Annotated in this window: 27 protein-coding genes (1 of these 27 only partly in view); 1 reads left to right on the top strand and 26 read right to left on the bottom strand. The window is 41.4% G+C overall.

Annotated features, from left to right (window positions below):
* Positions 1-20: 20 nt before the first annotated feature.
* The 13 genes from glmU to metG all read right to left on the bottom strand — a co-directional run bounded on the left by glmU (position 21) and on the right by metG (position 12,110).
* Complete coding sequence (glmU, locus tag AC0OMU_RS11310; protein ID WP_015382564.1) at positions 21-1,391, bottom strand: bifunctional UDP-N-acetylglucosamine diphosphorylase/glucosamine-1-phosphate N-acetyltransferase GlmU; 1,371 nt, start codon at positions 1,389-1,391, stop codon at positions 21-23.
* A gap of 192 nt (positions 1,392-1,583) precedes the next feature.
* Entirely contained in the window at positions 1,584-1,877 is a 294-nt protein-coding gene (gene spoVG, locus AC0OMU_RS11305) for a septation regulator SpoVG (RefSeq protein ID WP_003218346.1), read from the bottom strand.
* 194 nt (positions 1,878-2,071) lie between these two features.
* On the bottom strand, positions 2,072-2,449 hold the full coding sequence (ridA, locus tag AC0OMU_RS11300) for a 2-iminobutanoate/2-iminopropanoate deaminase (protein WP_003226738.1): 378 nt from the start codon (positions 2,447-2,449) through the stop codon (positions 2,072-2,074).
* Positions 2,446-3,303, bottom strand: coding sequence for a pur operon repressor (gene purR / locus AC0OMU_RS11295; RefSeq protein ID WP_003218342.1), 858 nt, complete (start codon positions 3,301-3,303; stop codon positions 2,446-2,448). The genes ridA and purR overlap by 4 nt, the downstream gene beginning before the upstream one ends.
* A gap of 55 nt (positions 3,304-3,358) precedes the next feature.
* Positions 3,359-4,228, bottom strand: coding sequence for a 4-(cytidine 5'-diphospho)-2-C-methyl-D-erythritol kinase (ispE, locus tag AC0OMU_RS11290; protein ID WP_003226742.1), 870 nt, complete (start codon positions 4,226-4,228; stop codon positions 3,359-3,361).
* Between the two features lie 146 nt (positions 4,229-4,374).
* On the bottom strand, positions 4,375-4,560 hold the full coding sequence (locus tag AC0OMU_RS11285) for a small, acid-soluble spore protein, alpha/beta type (RefSeq protein WP_003218333.1): 186 nt from the start codon (positions 4,558-4,560) through the stop codon (positions 4,375-4,377).
* A gap of 159 nt (positions 4,561-4,719) precedes the next feature.
* On the bottom strand, positions 4,720-4,980 hold the full coding sequence (veg, locus tag AC0OMU_RS11280) for a biofilm formation stimulator Veg (RefSeq protein WP_003218330.1): 261 nt from the start codon (positions 4,978-4,980) through the stop codon (positions 4,720-4,722).
* A 210-nt stretch (positions 4,981-5,190) separates the two neighbouring features.
* On the bottom strand, positions 5,191-6,063 hold the full coding sequence (gene prtG, locus AC0OMU_RS11275; RefSeq protein WP_015382563.1) for a sporulation-specific protease PrtG: 873 nt from the start codon (positions 6,061-6,063) through the stop codon (positions 5,191-5,193).
* A 160-nt stretch (positions 6,064-6,223) separates the two neighbouring features.
* The gene (rsmA, locus tag AC0OMU_RS11270; RefSeq protein WP_474221807.1) at positions 6,224-7,102 is read right to left on the bottom strand and encodes a 16S rRNA (adenine(1518)-N(6)/adenine(1519)-N(6))-dimethyltransferase RsmA; all 879 of its coding nucleotides are present in this window, start codon (positions 7,100-7,102) and stop codon (positions 6,224-6,226) included.
* A complete protein-coding gene (rnmV, locus tag AC0OMU_RS11265; protein ID WP_015253010.1) occupies positions 7,095-7,655 on the bottom strand; it encodes a ribonuclease M5 in 561 nt (186 codons plus the stop codon). The genes rsmA and rnmV overlap by 8 nt, the downstream gene beginning before the upstream one ends.
* A gap of 144 nt (positions 7,656-7,799) precedes the next feature.
* On the bottom strand, positions 7,800-9,113 hold the full coding sequence (locus AC0OMU_RS11260) for a ubiquitin-like domain-containing protein (RefSeq protein ID WP_015382562.1): 1,314 nt from the start codon (positions 9,111-9,113) through the stop codon (positions 7,800-7,802).
* A gap of 155 nt (positions 9,114-9,268) precedes the next feature.
* Positions 9,269-10,036: a TatD family hydrolase gene (locus AC0OMU_RS11255; RefSeq protein ID WP_322840208.1), complete on the bottom strand. Its 768-nt coding sequence runs from the start codon at positions 10,034-10,036 to the stop codon at positions 9,269-9,271.
* Positions 10,037-10,115: 79 nt separating this feature from the next.
* Positions 10,116-12,110, bottom strand: a complete 1,995-nt coding sequence (gene metG / locus AC0OMU_RS11250) for a methionine--tRNA ligase (RefSeq protein ID WP_015382561.1) — start codon at positions 12,108-12,110, stop codon at positions 10,116-10,118.
* 494 nt (positions 12,111-12,604) lie between these two features.
* Between metG and abrB the strand changes: the two genes are divergently transcribed.
* Complete coding sequence (abrB, locus tag AC0OMU_RS11245) at positions 12,605-12,895, top strand: transition state genes transcriptional regulator AbrB (protein ID WP_003226760.1); 291 nt, start codon at positions 12,605-12,607, stop codon at positions 12,893-12,895.
* A gap of 48 nt (positions 12,896-12,943) precedes the next feature.
* Here the strand turns inward: abrB and rsmI are convergent, their stop codons facing one another.
* The 13 genes from rsmI to csfB all read right to left on the bottom strand — a co-directional run.
* Positions 12,944-13,822 carry a 16S rRNA (cytidine(1402)-2'-O)-methyltransferase gene (gene rsmI, locus AC0OMU_RS11240; protein ID WP_181218060.1) on the bottom strand — a complete coding sequence of 293 codons (879 nt, stop codon included), beginning with the start codon at positions 13,820-13,822 and terminating at the stop codon, positions 12,944-12,946.
* Complete coding sequence (locus AC0OMU_RS11235; protein WP_003242983.1) at positions 13,797-14,096, bottom strand: GIY-YIG nuclease family protein; 300 nt, start codon at positions 14,094-14,096, stop codon at positions 13,797-13,799. The genes rsmI and AC0OMU_RS11235 overlap by 26 nt, the downstream gene beginning before the upstream one ends.
* Positions 14,083-14,826, bottom strand: a complete 744-nt coding sequence (locus AC0OMU_RS11230) for a tRNA1(Val) (adenine(37)-N6)-methyltransferase (protein WP_327845157.1) — start codon at positions 14,824-14,826, stop codon at positions 14,083-14,085. Before AC0OMU_RS11230 ends, AC0OMU_RS11235 begins: the two co-directional genes overlap by 14 nt.
* A 58-nt stretch (positions 14,827-14,884) precedes the next feature.
* The gene (gene yabA, locus AC0OMU_RS11225; protein ID WP_003218308.1) at positions 14,885-15,244 is read right to left on the bottom strand and encodes a replication initiation-control protein YabA; all 360 of its coding nucleotides are present in this window, start codon (positions 15,242-15,244) and stop codon (positions 14,885-14,887) included.
* Positions 15,245-15,258: 14 nt separating this feature from the next.
* Positions 15,259-16,086, bottom strand: coding sequence for a competence/sporulation regulator complex protein RicT (gene ricT, locus AC0OMU_RS11220; protein ID WP_003226767.1), 828 nt, complete (start codon positions 16,084-16,086; stop codon positions 15,259-15,261).
* Positions 16,087-16,088: 2 nt separating this feature from the next.
* Positions 16,089-17,078, bottom strand: coding sequence for a DNA polymerase III subunit delta' (holB, locus tag AC0OMU_RS11215; RefSeq protein WP_015482689.1), 990 nt, complete (start codon positions 17,076-17,078; stop codon positions 16,089-16,091).
* A gap of 11 nt (positions 17,079-17,089) precedes the next feature.
* Complete coding sequence (locus AC0OMU_RS11210; RefSeq protein WP_015382556.1) at positions 17,090-17,530, bottom strand: YaaR family protein; 441 nt, start codon at positions 17,528-17,530, stop codon at positions 17,090-17,092.
* 12 nt (positions 17,531-17,542) lie between these two features.
* Positions 17,543-17,872 (bottom strand): cyclic di-AMP receptor DarA, encoded by a 330-nt coding sequence (darA, locus tag AC0OMU_RS11205; protein ID WP_003242755.1) that lies wholly within the window; start codon positions 17,870-17,872, stop codon positions 17,543-17,545.
* A 73-nt stretch (positions 17,873-17,945) separates the two neighbouring features.
* A complete protein-coding gene (gene tmk / locus AC0OMU_RS11200) occupies positions 17,946-18,584 on the bottom strand; it encodes a dTMP kinase (RefSeq protein ID WP_003243137.1) in 639 nt (212 codons plus the stop codon).
* On the bottom strand, positions 18,581-20,023 hold the full coding sequence (locus tag AC0OMU_RS11195; protein WP_181218057.1) for an aminotransferase class I/II-fold pyridoxal phosphate-dependent enzyme: 1,443 nt from the start codon (positions 20,021-20,023) through the stop codon (positions 18,581-18,583). The genes tmk and AC0OMU_RS11195 overlap by 4 nt, the downstream gene beginning before the upstream one ends.
* 81 nt (positions 20,024-20,104) lie before the next feature.
* Positions 20,105-21,265: a toxic anion resistance protein gene (locus tag AC0OMU_RS11190; protein ID WP_322840210.1), complete on the bottom strand. Its 1,161-nt coding sequence runs from the start codon at positions 21,263-21,265 to the stop codon at positions 20,105-20,107.
* A gap of 18 nt (positions 21,266-21,283) precedes the next feature.
* Complete coding sequence (locus AC0OMU_RS11185; RefSeq protein WP_181218054.1) at positions 21,284-21,898, bottom strand: 5-bromo-4-chloroindolyl phosphate hydrolysis family protein; 615 nt, start codon at positions 21,896-21,898, stop codon at positions 21,284-21,286.
* A 119-nt stretch (positions 21,899-22,017) separates the two neighbouring features.
* Positions 22,018-22,193, bottom strand: the 3' portion of a protein-coding gene (csfB, locus tag AC0OMU_RS11180; protein ID WP_015482686.1) for an anti-sigma-G factor. 19 nt of this gene lie beyond the right edge of the window; only the last 176 of its 195 coding nucleotides appear in the window; the start codon falls outside the window, past its right edge — the gene reads right to left on this strand; the stop codon is at positions 22,018-22,020.

Genomic DNA, 22,193 nt, shown 5'->3' with positions numbered 1-22,193 from the left:
ATAAACCTCCGAATTTAGGATTATTTTTTATGAATATTTTTCACATAATCGTCTTTATTTACTTGTCTCGCTCTGGCAATAGCAAGTGCTTTTCCAGGGACATCTTCCGTAACAGTTGAACCTGCCGCCACATAAGCGCCTTCTCCGACTGTGACAGGGGCAACCAAGTTGGAATTGCAGCCGATAAACGCGCCATCTTCAATTTTTGTCAAATACTTATTCTTTCCATCATAATTGACAGTAATTGAACCGCAGCCCAGGTTTACATCAGTGCCTACCTCAGCATCGCCGACATAGCTTAGATGAGATGCCTTGCTTCGGTCTCCGAATTGAGTCTTTTTAATTTCTACAAAATTCCCGATCTTCACTTCATTCCCGATGACAGAATCAGGTCTGATGTGAGCAAAAGGTCCTATGTTTACATCATTCCCCACTTTACTGTGATTGACTACCGATTGTTTAATCACAGTACGGCTGCCAATGGCACTATTCATAATCTCCGTATGAGGTCCAATAATCGTATCTTCTCCGATTTGCACCTCACCTTTAATCACAGTTCCAGGGTAAATCACAGTATCGCTTCCGATAACAGCGTCAGGAGAAATATACGTATTCATCGGGTCAATCAACGTCACGCCATTTTGCATATGCCGTTTATTAATACGCTCTTTCATAAATTGTTCTGCCTGAGAAAGAGCAACTCTATCATTAACTCCGAGCGTTTCTTGGAAATTACCAGTCTGGTAAGCGGCAACAGTTTCGCCTTCATTTTTAAGAATCTCTATGACATCCGGCAAATAATACTCGCCTTGGGCATTATCATTAGACACCTGATCAATAGCCCGAAATAGCGCTTCATTGTCAAAACAATACGTACCGGTATTGATCTCAGTTACAAGACGTTCCTCTTCAGAGGCGTCCTTATGCTCAACGATTTTTTGAACCGCTCCGTTTTCGCTGCGAATAATGCGGCCGTATCCGGTTGGATCTTCTGCAACCGCAGTTAAAATCGTAGCTTTCGCTTCTCTTTGTGTATGTTCTTTCAGCATCTGTTCCATCGTCTCTGCTGTCAAAAGCGGCGTATCTCCGCAAATGACAATCGTGACGCCTTTTTCGTCAGCAAGAAATGGCTGTGCCTGTTTTACAGCATGAGCAGTGCCAAGCTGTTCTGCTTGAAGCGCGTACTCGCTTTTATCACCAAGCTGCTTTTTCACTTCTTCCGCACCATGTCCGACAATCGTGACAAGCTTCGATAAAGATAATTTTAAGGCTTCGTCCACGACGTGCTCTACCATAGGCTTACCGCAAACTGGATGAAGGACTTTATAAAGCTTCGATTTCATTCTCGTTCCTTGTCCAGCCGCTAAAACAACTGCAAACCGCTTATCCATTTATTGGCCTCCAATATCCCTTTTATCCATAGAAAAATATATCCTAAATATCTTCTGATTTCAAGGAGACTTCATGAAGTGCAAGAATTTTCTATTGAGTGCAACTAAGTTTGAAAAATCAGAATTAAAAAAGGACCGCCGGCAAAAGGCTTATGTCAGCCCTTTCAGCAGTCCTTGCTTTTTGGTTATTTTTTAAGAAGCTCCAGCTTCTTCGAATTCTAATGCTTCAGTGTCACCCAGACGATGATACTCATTTAACACGGCATCTTGAATCTTTCCTCGCGTGCTTGAATTAATAGGATGAGCAATATCGCGGAACTCTCCATCAGGGGTGCGTTTACTCGGCATCGCAACGAAAAGACCATTGTTTCCATCAATCACACGAATATCATGTACAACAAATTCGTGATCCAGCGTGATGGATGCAATCGCTCTCATGCGACCATCGGTATTCACGCGGCGTAATCTTACGTCAGTAACTTCCACAGTAGTTCACCACCTTTTCCCTATATAAAAGCATTAGTGTATCAATTCCACGATTTTTTCTGAAATCCTGCTCGTTTTTAAAATATTTTTTGAAAAAATAGGATATAGTTACACAATTAGGTCATAAAGCTTTCATTTCGGGCATAAGGTAAATAAAAAAGTGATCCCGGGCTCTCCCAGAATCACTTTTCTTATTATTTCACCAGTGCAATAACTTCAATCTCGACTAACGCATCCTTCGGGAGTCTCGCGACTTCAACACAAGATCTCGCCGGTTTGTGAGTGTCAAAGTATTGTCCGTACACTTCGTTTACTTCCGCAAACTGTTCCATATCCGCGATAAATACAGTTGCTTTTACAACTGTTTCAAAAGAAGCACCCGCTTCTTCCAGAACCGCCTTTAAATTGCTGAATACTTGATGAGTCTGCTCCTTAATATCGCCGTTCACCATTTCGCCTGAAGGAGTCAAAGGGATTTGACCTGAGCTGTAAAACATATTGTTGACGATAATCCCTTGTGAGTAAGGCCCGATTGCCGCTGGGGCATGTTTTGTGTGGACTGCTTTTGTCATGATTCTGTCTCTCCATTCTTTAAAAGATTGTCTTTAAAAAAACGCAGAAAATTGCCATTCTGAATTTCAATGGACTTCTCTTTCATGTTGATGGTTGAAAGAGTAAGAAGTGACATATATTCATCAACAAGACGTTCATCTACTCCTTCGGCTTCAACTAAGACGCCGATTCCCGCCACATTTGCGTTAAACTCATCCAACAGGTTAATCATACCATTAATTGTGCCGCCTGCTTTCATAAAGTCATCAATAATGAGTACGTTTGAACCCGTTTTCATGCTTCTTTTCGCAAGTGACATTGTTTGAATGCGGTTTGAGGAGCCTGAAACGTAATTAATGCTGACTGTGGAGCCCTCTGTTACCTTATTGTCTTTACGAACGATCACAACAGGCACATTCAAATAGCTTGCAGCTGCGTACGCAAGAGGGATGCCTTTCGTGGCAACGGTCATGACAACATCAATTTCGCGCTCTGCAAACACGGAAGCAAACAGCTTCCCTACCTTGGAGAGTACAGATGGCTTTCCTAAGATATCCGTTAAATATACATAACCGCCCGGAAGGATACGCTCAGGATTTGCCAGCGACTGTCCAAGTGTCTGCACAAACTCTTCAGCTTCGGCCTGCTTCATTTTCGGAATATATTTAACGCCTCCGGCAGCTCCGGGAACAGTAAGCAAAGTACCGATCCCCTGCTGTTCAAAGGTTTGTTTAATAATTGTTAAATCTTCACTGATCGATGATTTTGCAGATTCATACCGCTCAGAGAAAAAGGTTAGCGGTATTAACTCGTGCGGATGGGTTAACAAATAATTTGTTAAGTCCACCAATCTGCCGCTGCGACGAAACTTCATGAACTTACCCCCAAAATCCGAATATTTTAAGATCAATATAACTTAACATACGGATTTAATCAAGAGCGTTCTGTTCGCCGATCATTCTCACCGCATAAACTTGATCGCAGAAGCCTCTTAACCCGTTATAAATTCTCTGCACCTTCGACTCATACTGAACCAGTCCAAACACTGTCGGGCCGCTCCCGCTCATTAACACGGCATCTGCACCAAAGCGTTTCATCTGGTTTTTGATCATCGCAACTTCAGGATGCATATCGAGCGTAACAGATTCAAGCACATTGCCTAAACGGCTGCACATCTTCTGAAAACTCTTTTCTTCTATCGCCTCGATCATGCCTTGTACATCGGGATGCTCTATACCATCCAGTTTCAGCGCTCTGTACACTTCAGCAGTTGAAACACCGATTGTCGGCTTCGCTAAAATGACCCAGCAGTGCGGAGGCGTGCTGATATGTTTAATTTTCTCGCCGCGCCCTGTTGCTAATGCAGTTCCGCCATAGACACAAAATGAAACGTCAGAGCCAATTTCCGCTCCAAGCTCAGCAAGCGTTTCCGCAGACAGATTTAAATTCCACAGTCTGTTCAGCCCTCTGAGCGTCGCCGCCGCATCACTGCTTCCGCCGGCAAGACCGGCAGCCACCGGAATTACCTTCGTAATCATGATGGAAACTCCCTTTTTCACGTTGTATCTGTCCTTGATCAGCTTGGCAGCCTGATAAGCTAAGTTTCTTTGGTCATCAGGCACAAATCGGTTGTGGGAGGAAACCCTCACTTCATCCTCTGCCAGCTCCGTCAATTCAATTCGATCAGCTAAATCAATTGTCGTCATGATCATTTCGACTTCATGATAGCCATCCGGGCGTTTTCGGGTGACGTCAAGTGACAGATTGATCTTAGCTGGCGCTTTTTCTAAAATACGCATAGCTTTCACCTACTTCTCCATCTAAACATAAGTATGAACATTGTATCACATTTGAAGTACAGGATGAACATATCCATATTCAGCCCATTATGTATTTATATCCAAAATAAAAAACCAGGGAACAGCACGTCCCCCGGGTCACATCCTTATCGGTTATTCTGATTCTGAGCCATTTGCTGTTCGGCGATTTCAATAGCACGCTTCACCATGTTACCGGCATCGCGAGCCCGAATTTCGCCCCAGCCGCCATTTTTTACTGTGTCATAAAAACCAAGGTCTTTAGCCAGCTCATATTTAAACTCATCTGACATAACTCCACGACGTCTGCCCAAACGAAACAACCCCTTTTTTAGAAGTGATAGCCATTCGTGCACGTCACGATAATATGTGACTGTTTTATCTTTTGTTAAATCAGATGGAACTTTCGTTAAAATTATTGGAAACCAAAAAAGGGCAAAACAAAAAGCAGTAAACAAAAGGTTCACTGCCCGTTAAAATGCCACTGAGCTTGCGGCGTCATCATTAAATGTCAGCTCAACAGTCTCAGTCAAAATATCAGCATAACTGTATGAAACTCTTTCAAACGAGTTCTCGTCTTGATCTAGTTGTATCACAAAAACAGAAGGGTACGTCTCAGCTAAAATGCCCGAACGCTCAATCGTTTTTCGGCGGCCACCGTTTGCTTTTAACGTCAGCCTTTTACCTAAATTCCCATCAAGCGATCTTTTAATATCGGACAACGTCTTCGCCATTGCATCCACCTCACTACATTTATTGTACAACACGAGCCCATTTTTGTCAAATAAAATTTAAATTATATCAACGTTAACAAGACGTTGTCAATAAAATTATTTTGACAAAATTCTATGATTCCTCAATTATGTTCCGCAAGTTTCGGTAAATTATGTATCATTATGTAAAATAAAAAACCCGCATAGCTCTCCTATGCAGGTTTTCAACTGTTAATTGGACTTATAAGGCATACCAATTCTCAGAACTCCTCTTGTTTCAATACCTCCAAGCCCTTTCTCTCTTGTCAGCGTATTACGGAGCACTTCCCATACATTAATCCGTTCCATAAACGGCGTAAAGCTGATCTTCGCGACGATATATACCGGATCAAGCGCATGAATATTGACTCTTGACGGTGAACTCGCAAAATTCGCACCCGCTCTGATGAGTGATTCAAAATGGGATTGGCAGGCCCCCGCAAAAATAACAAGCTGATCTAAGTGAGGGATCTTTTTTCGGGCTGTTTGAACTGTTTCAACAAAGTGCTTAGAATGTCTGTACGCATTCAAATCATCAATACCGCCCTTTTGCTTCGAATACGCATCATGCCCTGTGATCACCAGGATATCAGGTCGATATTTGTCGAGCAATTCTTCAATAGAAGCAGACATTTTCTTTTCATGGCAATGGATGCCATAGACCGGCACTCCAATTTTTTTATAGACATTCAGGCATTTTTTCAGATATGCTTCGTCACCATCCAGATGAAGCACTTTGCCCGGCATATGGAAATAATGCTCCTGATGCTGATATTGGCTTGTCGCATAGTACTCCTGCTTTTCTCTGAGCAGTTTATAATCCTGGCGGAGTAATTCGAGCGACTCATTCATTCTGCTCTCATCTTTCTTTTTCCGCATCATCTGCTCATCTTTTTTCACTGCTACCAGATCAGAAAAATCCGAATCAGCAATCAGCCTGACTTCATCTCCATGCAAAATGGCAATTGAATTTCCTTTGCTTGTTTGCTCTATTCTTATAATTCGAAACAAAACATCCATCTGATAGGATTTTCTGGCTACCATATCCCCTATTTGAAATTGCACGTTCCTCACTCCACACATAGACTAAGCCTCATCATGAAAGAAAGAGCCTTGAGAAAGCGCCTTTTTTCGCTGAGTCCAAGTTTTTCTTATCATTGAATGAAAGGTCCTTCTCTAGCCTATGTAGCGGCAGTCCATGTGGTGCGCAAAACAAAAAGCCCTTTTAGAAAAGGGCTTTATACAATCCGTTAGACAGCGCTGCGAATTCCTCAATAGACAGGGATTCACCTCGGCGCTTGCCGTCAATATTTATTTCTTCGAGCACTTGTTCAATCGTTGATTTTTGCGCTTTTCCTTCAGGCAGATTGTTAACTAAGTTATTGAGCAGCGTTTTACGGCGCTGTGCAAAGCTTGCCTTGATGAGCTGAAAGAAAAAGGATTCGTTTTCCACGTCCACTGCCGGGCCGTCTCGGAGAATCAGCCGGATGACTGCGGAATCGACATTAGGCTGAGGAACAAATACGGTTTTCGGTACGATCATCACCGTTTTGGCTTCTGTATAAAACTGCACCGCGATTGAAAGCGAGCCGTACTCCTTAGATGAAGGATCAGCCGCCATGCGCTCAGCCACTTCTTTTTGCAGCATGACCACAATCCCTTTCAGCGGAAGATGTTCTTCAAGCAGTTTCATGATAATCGGTGTTGTTACGTAATAAGGAAGGTTGGCAACTACCATGATCTCATCACAATCTTGAAATTGTTCTTCAATGACTGATTTGACATCAGCCTTTAACACGTCCTGATGAATGACAGTGACATTGTCGTAAGGTGACAGTGTATCCTTCAGAATCGGCAATAATCGCTGATCAATCTCAAATGCCACGACCTTTTTCGCCCGCTTGGCAAGCTGTTCGGTTAAAGCCCCGATTCCCGGGCCGATTTCAATGACACCTGTTTTCTCCGTCACTTCTGCGTGATCGACAATTCTGTTTAAAATGTTCGTATCAATTAAGAAATTCTGTCCTAAGCTCTTTTTAAAAGAAAAACCATATTTCTTCAGTATCTCTTTCGTTCTAATCGGTGTCGCAATATCTTTATTCATTCTGTTCCTCCCGCATAACGGTATCGAGCGCACTCATAAAATCACTTTTTTTAATTTGAAACATTTGCAGCCGTTTTTGAAGTTGTTTGCCATTTGTATAGCCGATTTTCAACAGATCACCCAGTCGTTCCCGGCGGCGTTTGGCCGCAGGTCCGCCTATTAGTCCGGCATGAATCAAATCCTCAGCTGAAATGTCACTCGGCTGCGCTTCCATCTCCTCATGCACATTTTCTAAACATGCCCTAATGCTTTCAACCGATGCATGCTCCACACCAATTCCCCGCTTGTTTTTAGGTTTGGCAAGATGCTTTGGCAAAAATGCATGCTTACAGCCGGGTACAGCCTCTGAGATGGTTTTGCGAATCTTCTCTCCCGGAAAGTCCGGATCCGTTAAAATAATGACGCCTCTGGTCTTCTGGGCCAAACGGATTTGGTCAATCACATGATCATCGATGGCTGAACCATTTGTTTCAATTGTGTCTGCATCAACAGCCAATTTGATGCGGGCCGTATCGTCACGCCCCTCGACCACAATGATCTCTTTTATTTTCATTATTTCCTCCAAGACAAAATAAAAACTTTTGTATATTCATGAAACTTTTTCTTATGTCGAGCGTCTAATAAGCAGAAAATGCACTTTGTCTATTATAACGAAAAAAACAGAGGGCGCAAAACCCTCTGAATACATAAGTATATACTAATTTAAGATTTTAATTTTGACTGTTTTATTTCCCCATCGGTACGCCGATGATTTCTCTGGGAAAAAGACGTCTATCTTGTTCCCTTTAATCGCTGAACCGGTATCTGCAGCAATGGCATATCCATAGCCTTCCACGTGGACTTTGGAGCCTAGCGGAATGACATTTGGATCCACAGCGATGACTTTGGCATTCGGATTATTTTTTAAATTGACGCCTGTCGCTGTATGTCCTGAACAACCGCTGCAGCTTGCCGTATAAGCCGTAGATGATACAGTCATGACTTTGCCTGTTGATTCATTGCTGCGGGACACAACTGTTTTTGAATCGCCTGAAGCACTGACCGTTTCAACTTTTGGACTGGTTTGCTTTGTGCCGACAGCAATCACTTTATCTTTGCTTTGTTCAGCTGTTTCTTCTTTTACAAGCTCTCTGGACACTTCTTTACCGTTTTCTTTAACGACTTCGAAATGTTTTTTTAGCTTGCCTTCTTTTCCTTTTTGGACGACCTTTTCTTTCCCTTTTTCAAGAGAAGCGTCTTCTTGCTTTTTCACATCAAACGCAATCTTCTCTTCAACTACATCGGTGACCTTTTCGATACGAGTAATTGTAATATCAGCCTTTCCTTTCGTCAGCTTTGCATCTAACGCAGGCTTGATTTTATCTTCGTCTTTTATGTTCATCTTTTGCTGTTTTAAAAAGTCAGCGACCGTAGTCGAAGTCGTCCAGATCTTCTTTTGTTTCCCTGCATCATTCACAGTAACCTGAAATGCGGGCTCTATGTTAATCTTCATGTCTTTCGAAATATCTGTATCTATTGCGGGATCAATTTGATCTTGTTCTTTCACATCAACATCTTGTTCGTCCAGTAATGCACCGACCGTTTTTGCTGTTGACCATAACGTCTTTTCTTCCCCGTTTATTGTAAGCTTCACAGGTTTTGCAGCCTCATACACAACGTCCATGTCTGCTGTTATCTTTGTCTGTTTAGCAGGTGTGATCTTGTCTTCGTCTCTTGTCTTTATATCAAGCGTCTCCAAAAGATCACCGACTGTATTTGCATGTGTGCGTATATGTTTCTTTTTGCCATTGATAGAAACTGAGACTGATTGTTTCGTCAGCTCATGAGCCGCGTACGCAGTCCCGCTTCCTGCCAAAAGCAAACAAGCAGCAACCAGAATGACTTTGCTTTTGCTAAGCTTTACGGAAAACAGCTTTTTCATTTTTTGTGTGATGAAAAACGCCTCCTTCTCCTCGGAGAGATTATATAGAGTATCTAAAAGGCTGTCAACCCTCCCTTCTCTTTCTCCCAAAAGCTCAGTGTCCTCTTCATTATCCTGAAATACACTGAGAAACGGAAGAAAGACTTGTCGACAAACCTATCCTATGAGGAGAAGAAAGCATGTAGAACTTTTATAGAAAAACGCTGTAAGGGACAAGCTCTTACAAAACCCGCTAGCGTTTTTTGTCAGTTTATACGGAAAAGTCTTTTTGCATTTTCAGTCGTGATGGAAGCAATCTCTTCAAAGGTCATTTCTTTTAATTCGGCGATTTGTTCTGCCACATATTTCACATAGCTTGGCTCATTTCTTTTCCCGCGGAAAGGATGCGGTGTGAGAAACGGGCAGTCCGTTTCAATCAGCAGCCGGTCATTGGGAATTTCCTTCACTACTTCCTTCGGTTTCTTCGCATTTTTAAATGTCACCGGTCCCCCAAATGATAAATAAAAATTCATTTTCATGCATTCTCTTGCCACTTCCGCACTTCCTGTAAAGCAGTGCATGATTCCGCCCGCAGCTTCTGCGCCTTCCTCTTTCAAAATGGTCACGACATCCTCCGTTGCATCACGGTTATGAATGATAATAGGCAAATTGACCTCTTTCGCTAAGGCGATTTGTTTTCTAAACACCTCTTTTTGAATATCTTTAGGTGATTTATCCCAATAATAATCCAGTCCCATTTCCCCTATCGCTACCACTTTCTCATGAGCAGAAAGCTCTTTAATCCACGCTAAGTCTTCCTCTGTCATGTCAATAGCGTCAACAGGGTGCCAGCCAATGGCTGCATAAATAAAATCATATTCCTCAATCATTTCCATCGCACGGGTAATCGTCGGACGGTCAAAACCAACTACGACAATTCGTTCAACTTTTTCAGCTTTTGCCCGTTCAATAACCTCTTCAAGATCAGTATCATATTGTTCTGCATTTAAATGCGCGTGTGTATCAAACAACATAAGTGAAAAACTCCTTTCTTGTCGAAACACAAAAGGTGTTCGACGAATTGTTACACGTGAAACACCTTTTGTTTTATCATTATTTAATTCTTGTGCCTTTTGGTAACGACTGATCGATAGACACGACCTTTAAAACGCCGTCTGCTTCTCCTGCAAGGATCATACCTTGGGAAAGCTCTCCTCTGAGTTTAACCGGTTTTAGATTTGTTACACAAACGAGTTTTTTTCCAACAAGCTCTTCAGGCGTATAATGCTTCGCAATGCCGGATACCACTTGGCGCTTTTCAAAACCAAGATCAAGCTGCAGCTTCAATAAACGGTCTGCTTTTTTCACTGGCTCTGCCTCAATGACCTCAGCTACGCGAAGCTCTACATCCATGAATTGATCAATCGTAATTTCAGGTAAACGATCGACCTCTTGCGGCTCTTCTTCTTTTGTTTCTTCTTTCGCTGGTGCCGAACCTTGCATTTTCCCTTTGATGTAAGCAATTTCTTCTTCTGCCTCTAAACGAGGGAACAATGGCTCGCCTTTTTGTACTTTTGTATCTTTCAGCTGGCCGAAAGTTGTAATGCTGTCCCAAGCTTTTAAAGATTCATCAGTAATGCCCAGCTGCTCGAACATTTTTTCAGGTGTTTTTGTTAAGAATGGCTGAAGCAGTACCGCTGAAATACGCAATGATTCAGCGAGATGATACATAACTGATCGCAATTCTTCTTCTTTTGCCGGATCTTTCGCAAGCACCCATGGAGCTGTCTCATCAATGTATTTGTTTGTGCGGCTGATGAGCTGCCATAAAGTCGAAAGTGCTACCGAGAACTCCATATTTTCCATTGCTTTCTCATAAGCTTTCACTGTTTCTTCAGCAACCGAAGTAAGCGTTTGGTCAAATTCCGTAACAGCACCTTTGTAAGAACCGATTTGTCCGTCAAAATACTTATTAATCATCGCAACAGTACGATTCAATAGATTTCCTAAATCATTCGCTAAATCATAGTTGATTCGCTCAACAAATCCTTCCGGCGTAAATACACCGTCAGATCCGAACGGCACTTCGCGAAGCAGGTAATAGCGAAGCTCGTCTAAACCATAGCGTTCAATTAATGTAACCGGATCTACAACGTTTCCTTTTGATTTCGACATTTTTCCGTCTTTCATCAAAAGCCAGCCATGCGCGAATACCTGCTTCGGCAGCGGAAGATCCAGCGCCATCAGCATAATTGGCCAGTAAATAGTATGGAACCGTACAATCTCCTTACCGACTAAATGAACATCGGCAGGCCAATATTTTTGATAAAGCTCATCATTTTCTGTATCATAACCGAGTGCTGTTAAATAGTTAAATAGTGCGTCAATCCAAACATATACAACATGCTTTGGATTTTCCGGCACCTTCACGCCCCAATCAAAAGTGGTACGTGATACTGCCAAATCCTCAAGTCCAGGTTTGATAAAGTTATTAATCATTTCGTTTTTGCGTGATTCTGGCTGAATGAATGTCGGGTTTTCTTCATAGTATTTCAGAAGACGATCCGCGTATTTCCCCATGCGGAAGAAATAAGATTCCTCTTTGATCAATTCAACTGGGTGACCGCTGTCAGGGCTTTTTCCGCCGATGACCTCTCCCTTTTCATTCCGCTCAATATCAACGAGCTGAGTTTCCGTGTAGAACGTTTCATCAGGGATGCTGTACCAGCCTTCATACTCATCAAGATAGATGTCCCCGTTATCAAGAAGCTTTTGAAACACCTTTTCAATGACAACTTTATGCCGTTTTTCTGTCGTGCGGATAAAGTCGTCGTTTGAGATTTCAAGCTGCTTCCACAGTTTTTGAATATCTGCCGCTGCGCGATCCACATACTCCTGAGGTGTAATGTTTTCCTGTTCAGCTTTTTGCTGGATCTTTTGTCCATGCTCGTCCGTTCCCGTTAAATAGCGAACATCGAACCCTTTTAATCTTTTGTAACGTGCCATTGCATCTCCCGCGACTGTCGTATATGCATGGCCGATATGTAATTTTCCGCTCGGATAATAAATCGGTGTTGTAATGTAAAATGTATTGTTTTCTTGCGGCATCTTGAAACCTCCTAATCAGAATGTCAAAAAGCTCCCGCCCAAAGGACGAGAGCGGCGATAAGTGCAAATCATATATGAATATTATTTATATTTATCCTTTATCTATGATACCATCTTAGCCTTTAAGATCAAGAATATATACATACACCCTGAAAAAGAATAATTAAAATTAAAAATCTTTAATGAAAATAAAAAAAGTCTGTTCGTGTCGAATTTTGTCGTATATAATCAAATGAAATAAAAAACTTTGGTTCGAAAGTCTTGATTTAAAAGGATTTTTAGTAGGATAATAGCTTTATTAAATATTTATAAAATGCTGTTATTTCGGTAGTTTCTAAGACATTACTGACTATAAGAACTAATTCTTACAATCAATAGTAAACAAAATGATTGACGATTATTGGAAACCTTGTTATGCTATGAAGGTAAGGATTTTGTCGAATAATGACGAAGAAAAATATAATTTAAACAAATAAGTATCTCTTGGGAGGAGAATGTTTATGAAATCTACTGGTATTGTACGTAAAGTTGATGAATTAGGACGTGTAGTTATTCCTATCGAACTGCGTCGTACTCTTGGAATCGCAGAAAAAGATGCTCTTGAAATCTATGTTGATGATGAAAAAATCATCCTTAAAAAATATAAACCAAACATGACTTGCCAAGTAACTGGTGAAGTTTCTGATGATAACCTTAAACTTGCAGGCGGTAAATTGGTTCTTAGTAAAGAAGGCGCTGAGCAAATCATCAGCGAAATCCAAAACCAGCTTCAAAATCTTAAATAATCATTTCTTGTACAAAAAACGTTCTTGTTATGACACAAGAACGTTTTTTTATTGCTTAATATGGTAAGCATCGTACACTTCACGCTTTGGTACATTGCGATCGACTGCTGCTTTTTTAATGGCTTCCTTAGACGTAGCGCCTTTCGAGATGTAATGCTCGACATGTTCTTTCGCAGTGAGGATTTCCCACCATTGTTCTTCCTCATCTGCCTCTTCATTATTACTTCCTTCTACGACAAGACAAAACTCGCCGCGTATCTGATCCTCGTTTGCCCATCCAATGACCTCAGATATCGTTCCTCGGATAAACTCTTCATATTTCTTAGTGAGTTCACGCGTTACAGCAATTTCCCGATCTCCTAATATCTCTGCCATCGCTGACAATGTTTCCTTCAATCTGTGAGGCGCTTCATAAAAAATGATCGTTTCGCGCCGTTTTTTAAGGGCTTCAAGCTCCTTCTTCTTTTCTTTTTTCTGTCTGTTGAGAAAACCGTAAAAGAAAAAAGGCTGCGGTACAATACCTGAAGCAATAAGAGCTGTTAATGCAGCATTTGCCCCCGGCAACGGAACAACATAACCGCCTATATCCGTAAAGTCCTTTACAATTTCCGCCCCGGGATCAGAAATCGTCGGCAGACCGGCATCACTGACAAGAGCAATGTTTTTTCCCGATTTCAGCCATTCAATAATTTTGTGCCCGCTGCTTTCTTTATTGTGTTCGTGATAGCTGACGAGCGGTGTTTCAATTTCATATACATGACAAAGCTTTTTCGTTTGCCTCGTATCTTCCGCAGCAATCGCATCCACTGATTTCAGCGTGTCGATCGCCCGGAATGTCATATCCTCTAGATTTCCGATTGGGGTTGGGACCAAGTAAAGAATCCCCATGTTCGACTTTTCATTAAAGCTCATTTGGCGCCTTAACATATACAGCCTCCTTGCTGTTCCGCTTTTCTTCTATATAAAGTTCTTTTTTCTTCCGAGTTAGTTTTTTGAAATAATATTCCGCCTGCATAGCTTCTCGCTTTGTTGAAAAGCTCTCGGCAAAAATTAATTCAACCGGACGTCTTACTTTTGTGTACTTTGCGCCCTTTCCATCATTGTGTGTTTTCACTCGTTTATGCAGATCGTTGGTATACCCGGCATACCAGCTATTGTCCTTACATTTCACGACGTAGAAGAAATGGTTATTTGTCTCCATATAAAATGGTCCTGATTTCTTTTGTATATTCATTTTGTTCATCATAAACGAATAAAGGAGGAAGAATTTTCAAATCCGGGCGCCCGCCTTTGATGCCTTCAACCAAAATGGTATTGGCTTCTTTCCCTTGCTTCGGATAGACAAATTGTACACGTTTCGGCTCGATTTGATAAGCCTTCATCAGTTCAAAAATCTCCAGAAGCCTTCCCGGCCGGTGAACAAAAGCTGCTTTTCCCCCTTGCTTGAGCAGCTTGCTGCTGACTGAAATGACATCCTCCAGTGTGCAGTGGATTTCATGTCTTGCGATTCGGAGATGCTCGTTCATGTTTTGTTCAGTTTGTTTCGGCGTTTTAAAATATGGCGGATTGCAGGTGACAACATCATATCGATTATGTCCAAGTTTCTCCGGCATGTTTTTCAGGTCATCATGTATGATCTGGATCTGATCGTCCAACTTATTATACTCCACGCTGCGAACAGCCATATCATGCAGCCTTTCTTGAATTTCGACTCCCAGAATGTCTGCTTTTGATCTTGTACTGAGCAGCAGCGGCACAATACCATTGCCGGTGCATAAATCAACAATTTTCCCTTTTTGAATCGGAACGTACGCAAATTTGGACAGAAGCACAGCGTCCAACGAAAAAGCAAACACTGTTGGGCTTTGTATGATTTTCATGTCCTCTGCCAGCAAATAATCTAATCTTTCATCATCATGTAATGAAACCATCTTCTTATCCTTTCAGTACCTTTGAAAAAGGCTCCCGTCTTATGCGGAAGCCTTTTCCCTATTTTTTATTTAAGAATGACAGACAGAAAAGACAATCTTCTTTTCGAACACTACCATAGTGGACATTGCAGATATGAAATCCTTCTTGATACAGACGTGCCAGATTATCATATCCTTCCCCTATATCAGTTTGCTCTGTCTTCTGTGTTTTTGATTCTTTTTTATCAGCTTTGAACTTTTCAATCTGCTGCGTCGTATCGTCCAGCCGTTTGCGCAAATGCTTGTTTTCAAGCTGTAAATGATGATTTTCCTCAATCATCTCACCGATATGCTGCTTCAAATCCCCCAGCTGCCGGTACAGTGAGCCGATTTGTTCTTCTAAGTTAATGACTGTATCAAATAACTCTTTTTTATCCAAGGTTCCACACCTCGTTAATCTGTGGTTTGTGCGGATACGACGCCCTCTTCCAAGAGCTCTTCCCAAGTATATTCTATCACTTTTTCACGGTTTATCAGTTCCACCTGAAGCACCCGTTCCAGAATATTTAGTCCGACGACCTTCGCGGGACCGTTTGCTGTCGTAATCATTTCTCCTATATCCGGAAGCTGTTCTTTTGCCGTCTCATACTCATCGTTCTCATATTTTAGACAGCACATCAATCGTCCGCAAAGACCCGAAATCTTCGTAGGATTTAAAGACAAGTTCTGATCCTTGGCCATTTTAATGGAAACGGGTTCAAAATCTCCAAGGAACGTTGAACAGCAAAGCATTCTTCCGCAAGGACCGATTCCTCCGAGCATTTTTGCCTCATCCCTTACTCCTATTTGGCGCAGCTCAATTCTTGTCTTAAAGATAGATGCCAAATCCTTTACAAGCTCTCTGAAGTCGACTCGGCCGTCAGCAGTGAAGTAAAAAATGACTTTATTGCGATCAAACGTGAATTCAACATCGACCAGCTTCATATCCAAGCCATGCTCAATCACTTTCTTTTGGCAGATATCAAATGCTGATAGTGCTTCCTGTTTATTTTCTTCTACAATGAGAAGATCGCGCTCGTCAGCCACACGTATCACTTTTCGAAGGGGAAGCACCACATCATGCTCATCCACCTGTTTATTTGCAATTACGACCTGGCCGTACTCAACGCCTCTGACAGTTTCTACAATTACGCAGCTGTCATGTTCTATATGAAATCCATTCGGATCAAAATAATATATTTTACCCGCTTTCTTAAAGCGGACACCAATTACATTGTACAAGCTTATCCCTCCTGCAACATTAACACCAAGTGCTCCATTAATCCTTGTACATTCACATTGGAATGAAGCCGTTTCTTTGCTTCTAAAACAGCAAGTATCTGATTCGTAACGCTTTGTTGTGTTGATTGTAGCGCATGCTGTTTTATTGATTGGAATAAGTCTTGATAAATCAATTTATCTTCATTTCCTATTTGGATGGACAACACATCACGATATATCAATAAGAGCATATCAAGACCCATTTCTTGATGGGTTTTTTCTTTGAAAAAGGGCATCCATTGATCTTGAATAAAGAAAAAAGCATGTCCTTTCCGCTGGTGTAGGACTTCATACAATTTTATCACTTTCGCTCTAGACTCTGCAAACTCATCATTTCGACTTAATTCGACTGCTTCTGCTACATTATTAGTCATGTTGGCCAGAAGCCTTGCCATATGAAGCGAGACGTCCTGTTCGATCAGTCTATCTTCAATTGCTTTCGGCTGCAAAGGCTGAAAAGGAAGGGTTTGGCATCTTGAAATGATGGTATCCAATAACCTTTGGGGCTGCTCAGTGATGAGGACGGCCATTGTGTCCTTGTTTGGTTCTTCTAAAAATTTCAGCAGGCTGTTCGCCGCATTTGCTGTCATTTGATCTGCGTGCGAAATAATATACAGCTTTTTATGCGATTCAAGTCCTGTCTTAGAAAACTCTTCTTGGAGCGCTTGAATTTGCGCCTTTTTGATTGATAAGCCATCAGGCTGAACAAGATGGAGATCAGGATGGTTCCCTGACTCTATCCGTTTACAGTTTCGGCAGCTCTCACAAGGCTCCGCGCCATCCTCCAGACAAAAGAAGCTTTTTGCAAGAAGCAGCGCGGCATCAAGCTTGCCTGTTCCTTTTTTTCCCTCAAACAAATAAGCGTGTGATAGTCTGTCCTTCTCAATACTATTATATAAAAGCTTCATCACTCTGGGCTGAAGCTCGTTCATTTCCTTCCAGGATATTGCCATTGTATCACTCTCTATGTGTAAAGGTTAATTAATAAACCTTTTATTTCGCCAATACGCTCCAGCAAATCAATTGCCGGTTTTTCCTGATCCATCATCTCTTCCGTAAGCTGTATCAATTTGTCATCTATTTCTTTCACAAGTCCCAGCGTTCTGCTGTTCCCGTAAAGGTCAAAGCTTTTCGATGTTTCATGTGAAAGGCCGCTGTCCACAGCTTCTTTGACAAAACGTTTCACAAGTCCTTTAAATCTCGCTAAGTCTTTAAAATTCCGAGATTTCGTTAGCCTTTTTCCGAATGCCTCTATATCAGATAACAGCCTGGTAAGCTGATCTAGCTTCATTTTACTGCTTTGGTTTTCCATTGATGTTTTAAACGATGCTGTGATCTCAGATGTTTTCACAGAGGGAAGCTGCTTATTATCTATAAATGTACGTATATCTTTATTAATTTTCACAGTTTCAAATCCTTAAAATTGATGAAATTCATCGACTGGAAGGACAAATACTGTCGCTCCGCCAACTTCAACTTCGACTGGATAAGGGACATAAGAATCAGCATTTCCGCCCATTGGAGATACAGGGGCAATCATTTGATCACGTTTCTGCCCGTTTTCTTTAATGAGACTCAACGCTTTATTGACGCGTATATCCTCGACACCGATCATAAACGTTGTATTGCCTGATTTAAGAAATCCTCCTGTCGTCGCAAGCTTTGTGACTCTGAAGTTGTGATCCGTTAAGGTTTTCAAAAGTCTGTTGCTGTCCTGATCTTGTACAACTGCCACTATCAATTTCATCTGTGAAGGCCTCCTTTAGATTGGAAACAACGTGATCTCGTTTACATTATTATATCAACTATTGGGAAACAGGTCACAATTGAATTTTTTTTAACGCTTCATCGATCACCTTTAGAACATCCTGAACGACGAGGTCTTTGGATTGCCCGGCATCAACTGAATGAAATCTTTCCGGAAATCGCTTCATCAGCTCTTGATAACCTTCTTGTACTTTTGTATGAAAGTCCAGTTTTTCTAAATCGAGCCTGTTTTTCTCCCGTGAGCCATTTGCGTAAATACGCTTCAGTCCTTCTTCCGGATCAATTGAAAAATAAACCGTTACATGGGGCATCATATCTCCAATGGCAAATTCATTAATGGACAGAACCTCATCAATTCCAAGTCCTCTTGCATATCCTTGATAAGCAAGAGAACTGTCTATGAATCTGTCGCAAAGAACGATAAACCCCTGTTCTAAAGCAGGTTTTACTTTTTCAACTAAATGCTGGCGTCTTGCAGCCGCATATAAGAGAGCTTCTGTTTTTGGGTCCATTAATATGTTGTTCTCATTCAGAATAACCTCTCGAATTTGTTCTGCAATATCTATTCCGCCTGGCTCTCGAGTTGCCATAACCTGAAGGCCTTCTGCTGTCAGTATGTTTTTGATTTCCTGCAGAACAGTCGTTTTTCCCGCACCTTCAGGACCTTCGAATGTAATAAATAAACCGCTCATGATTTCTCCTCTTCTATATAAACAAGTAGTTGTTTCTCTTTGATTTTCATATTCCCTTGAACATGCGTTTTCATGCTGATCAAGCGGCTGAGCTTTTGCACACTTTCTTTTGTTATTCTTTCTCCCGCCATAATCATCGGGATACCCGGAGGATAAGGGATGATATCTTCTGCATTCAGCCGGCCAGCTGCTTCCTCAAAGTCCACATATTCTTTCTTAAGCGAATGTAAGACCTTTTTTGGATAAGGCAAGACAGTAACAGGCTGCACTCCCCATTCTGCAGAAACAAACGTCTGATCCGGAGGCGTTTTCTCAATCTCTTCATCAATGCTTCTAATGGTTTCAGCATTTATTCTCCGTTTTCCTCCCAATGGGAGAACGAGCAGTACTTGATTTTCATCAGCAAGCTCAGTGAATATGTTGGCACGCTCTAATATGCTTTGCAGCGTATAGCCAGAATGCCCGCGTTTTGAACGAATTGTGAGCTTTAGCGGATCCGTGATGATCAGTGGATTAGCAGGGTTAACAGCTTCTGCATTTGTAAGTGAATCAAACGTTTGTTTAAGTGTTTGTATCCGCTGCAGAATGTCAGAAAGCTTTTGTTCTTCTATAATATGCTGTACATAAGCGCGGGCAATATCTAACGAAGCCATAATCGGATAAGACGGGCTGCTGCTTTGTAATCGGTTTAAATACTCTGCCACCCGATCCCTGTTAATCCTGCAGCTGCTGTTGAGATGCAAATAAGAACCCATCGTCATGGCAGGCAACGTTTTGTGGGCCGACTGAACAACAATATCTGCCCCCATTTTTAAAGCTGAGACCGGAAAAGGCTCACCTAAAATAAAATGTGCGCCATGCGCTTCATCGACCAAAACAGGTATCCCGTAATGATGGGCTTCAGTAATGATCTCAGTCAAATCAGCACTATGTCCGTAATATGTCGGATTGGTCAGTACCAAGCCTTTCGCATCTGGATATGCTGCCAGGGCCTCTTTAATTGTTCCAAGCGGAACATGCGTAGGCACATGCATCGCTGAATCAACGTCAGGTGCAAGATAAACCGGATCAGCACCGGCCAAATCAACAGCATGGAATACAGATTTATGACAGTTTCTTTGAACCAGAATTGTATCACCAGGTTCACAAACAGATAAAATCATCGCTAAGTTTCCGACAGTCGTACCATTTACCAGAAAAAAACTTTCCGCCGATCCATATAATTGACTGGCAAGCTCCTGAGCTTCCTTAATCACCCCAGAAGGATGATGGAGATCATCCAGTCCTGCCAGTTCAGTTACATCAATGGTGAGAAGCGGATCGAATATTGACTTAGCGTCATCAAAAAAGACATCTCCATTGTGATGTCCCGGAACATGAAATGAATGAGAATTTCTTCTCGCATGTTGAATTAATGCTTTATATAAAGGTGTGTTCATGAAAACAATCCTTTGAATGTGTCTTCTTACACCTTATTATATCGTGCCTCTGACAGAACTTAAAGCCAGACTTACTGGTAACTATCTTTCCTTTATTGTAAGCAGCTTTTGCTTCAGGTCGCCTTCCATCAACATGAGCTCTTCTTCTGCCTGACGGCGTTTGATTCGTCCTTCTTCTTGTATAGTCAGTGTTTCTTCAAGCGTGCTTATTAAGCTTTCCTGCACCTTCTTCAGGGTATCTATATCAACAAGACCTCTTTCATTTGCCCGTGCAGTTTCAATTGTATTGGTTTTTAAAAGCTCCGCATTTTTCAGCAAAAGCTCATTGGTTGTATCAGATACTTTCTGTTGTGCATCCACTGCATTGCGCTGCCTTAAAAGCGTCAGTGCAATGGCAACTTGATTTTTCCATAGCGGAATCGCTGTCACAATGGATGACTGGATCTTTTCAGCTAACGCTTGGTTTGTATTTTGAATCAGCCTGATTTGCGGCGCACTTTGGATTGTAATTTGCCTGCTCAGCAGCAAATCGTGCACCCTTTTATCTAACCGATCAGCAAATTGAATCAAATCATTTACTTCTTGAACGGCCATTTGGTTATGATCACTCGATTCAGCCTGTTGCTTCAGTTCAGGAATCGTTTTTGTTTTTAATTCCTCCAGCTTCAGTTCTCCTGCAGCAATATAAACATTCAGCGCGGCAAAATATTCTTTATTTTTTTCATATAACTGCTCTAACAGCTTGTTGTCACTGATTAAAGCATTTTTAGAGTGCTCCAGCTTCAAGCTGATTCTGTCTATCTGCACACTGGTCTTTTGGTATTTAGACAGCACCTCTTGAAGAGAACTTGATACTCTTCCAAACATGCGTGCCAAAAAACCCTTTTTCTTAGATTGGAGATCATCAGGATTTACTTGCTCCAGCTTTTTCATCAGCTCTCCAAGTATTTCGCCAATCTCCCCGACATCCTTCTTTTGAACATGATTAATCATATCATGAGAAAAGTTCAGCAGTTTAGATTGAGCTTGTGAACCGTATAAGACAATGCTTTGCATATTTTTATGATCAATCTGTCCAGCAAGCTGAATTGCTTTTTCCTTGTTTTCCTCGGGAAGAACATCAACAAGCCGTACTTGCTCTTTCTCTGCTTTTACAGCCTCCGAACCTGGTATCTCTAGGTTACCACCAAAAGGATCTGCCAATAATTCATCTATATGAAGGTCGCTTTGGTCTCGGTTCATCGCTCTTACCCTCTTCCCTTATTTCTTTAATGAATGTTTTGCTGCGTCTAATTCAAACTGCAACTCGTCAATTTCATCACCCATTACTTGAGTTAAATCTTCCTCTAAACGCTTGGTCAATTCAGTAAGAGTAATGCGTGTCTCACTTAACGACATCGACAGTTCTTTGCTTTTTTTTGGGTGAGATGATAGAAAAGCATACTTCTCTGTCAATTCAACAATCGAATCGAGAGTTTGATAAAAAAAACGTTCTGCCTGATAAAACCGCTTTGGCTCTTTTTTGGTGAGGAGATAAATCCTTCTCACAATCCTTAGCATTTCTGCATTTTGCTTAAACATTTGAATGCTTTTAGCCTGAAACAAGGCTTTCCTAAGACGGATCATTTTCTGCCTTGCTTCCTCTAAGTTTTTCTTAATGTAAGCATACTCTCTTCCTGTCAATTCATGCTTTTTAAGAAATAACCGTCTTGCATTCCAGATGCCAGCTATATATACGGCTGCTCCAGAAGCAAGCCCATAAACAAAAGATAAAAAAAGCGACTGGTTTAAAACGAAAAAGCTCAATATTCCTATGAAAACAAAAGTCGCACTGCTAGTTAAACTCCACATCAAAAAGTGAAAAAATCTCTGCATGAGATAATCGACTCCTGTGTCTATACTCTGTTTTAATATTATTATCTACTACGTTCAATCCTTAAACAAGTTTCATCTTCTTTTTATTATTAAGAGTATAAAAAAAGACCTTTTCAGGTCTATGAATATAATGGCGGTGTATGAATGCTCTTTAGTTTTTTTACGTAAAACGCATAGTCAGGATCAGAAGTTGATGTAGAAATTACTTTTCTCTCACAATCTAAGCATATGAATTTCGTATAAAGATGAATGCCTCTATTCTTCTCTTGATCACAAATCACACATGTATGATTAA

The sequence above is a fragment of the Bacillus sp. FAU18 genome (assembly GCF_056033885.1).
Note: the sequence above shows the minus strand (reverse complement) of the source record. Positions and strands in the feature narration are given on the sequence as shown.

What these genes read in the sequence shown, in the direction of transcription:
- darA (WP_003242755.1), bottom strand. Translation starts at nt 17,872, where the DNA reads ATGAAATTGATAGTGGCAGTTGTACAAGATCAGGACAGCAACAGACTT.
- tmk (WP_003243137.1), bottom strand. Translation starts at nt 18,584, where the DNA reads ATGAGCGGTTTATTTATTACATTCGAAGGTCCTGAAGGTGCGGGAAAA.
- purR (WP_003218342.1), bottom strand. Translation starts at nt 3,303, where the DNA reads ATGAAGTTTCGTCGCAGCGGCAGATTGGTGGACTTAACAAATTATTTG.
- AC0OMU_RS11185 (WP_181218054.1), bottom strand. Translation starts at nt 21,898, where the DNA reads ATGCAGAGATTTTTTCACTTTTTGATGTGGAGTTTAACTAGCAGTGCG.
- metG (WP_015382561.1), bottom strand. Translation starts at nt 12,110, where the DNA reads ATGCCGCAAGAAAACAATACATTTTACATTACAACACCGATTTATTAT.
- holB (WP_015482689.1), bottom strand. Translation starts at nt 17,078, where the DNA reads ATGGCAATATCCTGGAAGGAAATGAACGAGCTTCAGCCCAGAGTGATG.
- veg (WP_003218330.1), bottom strand. Translation starts at nt 4,980, where the DNA reads ATGGCGAAGACGTTGTCCGATATTAAAAGATCGCTTGATGGGAATTTA.
- ispE (WP_003226742.1), bottom strand. Translation starts at nt 4,228, where the DNA reads ATGCGTATTTTAGAAAAAGCGCCAGCTAAGATCAATCTGTCACTTGAC.
- AC0OMU_RS11235 (WP_003242983.1), bottom strand. Translation starts at nt 14,096, where the DNA reads ATGGAGACAAATAACCATTTCTTCTACGTCGTGAAATGTAAGGACAAT.
- AC0OMU_RS11230 (WP_327845157.1), bottom strand. Translation starts at nt 14,826, where the DNA reads ATGGTTTCATTACATGATGATGAAAGATTAGATTATTTGCTGGCAGAG.
- AC0OMU_RS11190 (WP_322840210.1), bottom strand. Translation starts at nt 21,265, where the DNA reads ATGAACCGAGACCAAAGCGACCTTCATATAGATGAATTATTGGCAGAT.
- glmU (WP_015382564.1), bottom strand. Translation starts at nt 1,391, where the DNA reads ATGGATAAGCGGTTTGCAGTTGTTTTAGCGGCTGGACAAGGAACGAGA.
- rsmA (WP_474221807.1), bottom strand. Translation starts at nt 7,102, where the DNA reads ATGAATAAAGATATTGCGACACCGATTAGAACGAAAGAGATACTGAAG.
- abrB (WP_003226760.1), top strand. Translation starts at nt 12,605, where the DNA reads ATGTTTATGAAATCTACTGGTATTGTACGTAAAGTTGATGAATTAGGA.
- rnmV (WP_015253010.1), bottom strand. Translation starts at nt 7,655, where the DNA reads ATGAAAATAAAAGAGATCATTGTGGTCGAGGGGCGTGACGATACGGCC.
- AC0OMU_RS11195 (WP_181218057.1), bottom strand. Translation starts at nt 20,023, where the DNA reads ATGAACACACCTTTATATAAAGCATTAATTCAACATGCGAGAAGAAAT.
- AC0OMU_RS11255 (WP_322840208.1), bottom strand. Translation starts at nt 10,036, where the DNA reads ATGTTGTTTGATACACACGCGCATTTAAATGCAGAACAATATGATACT.
- ridA (WP_003226738.1), bottom strand. Translation starts at nt 2,449, where the DNA reads ATGACAAAAGCAGTCCACACAAAACATGCCCCAGCGGCAATCGGGCCT.
- rsmI (WP_181218060.1), bottom strand. Translation starts at nt 13,822, where the DNA reads ATGTTAAGGCGCCAAATGAGCTTTAATGAAAAGTCGAACATGGGGATT.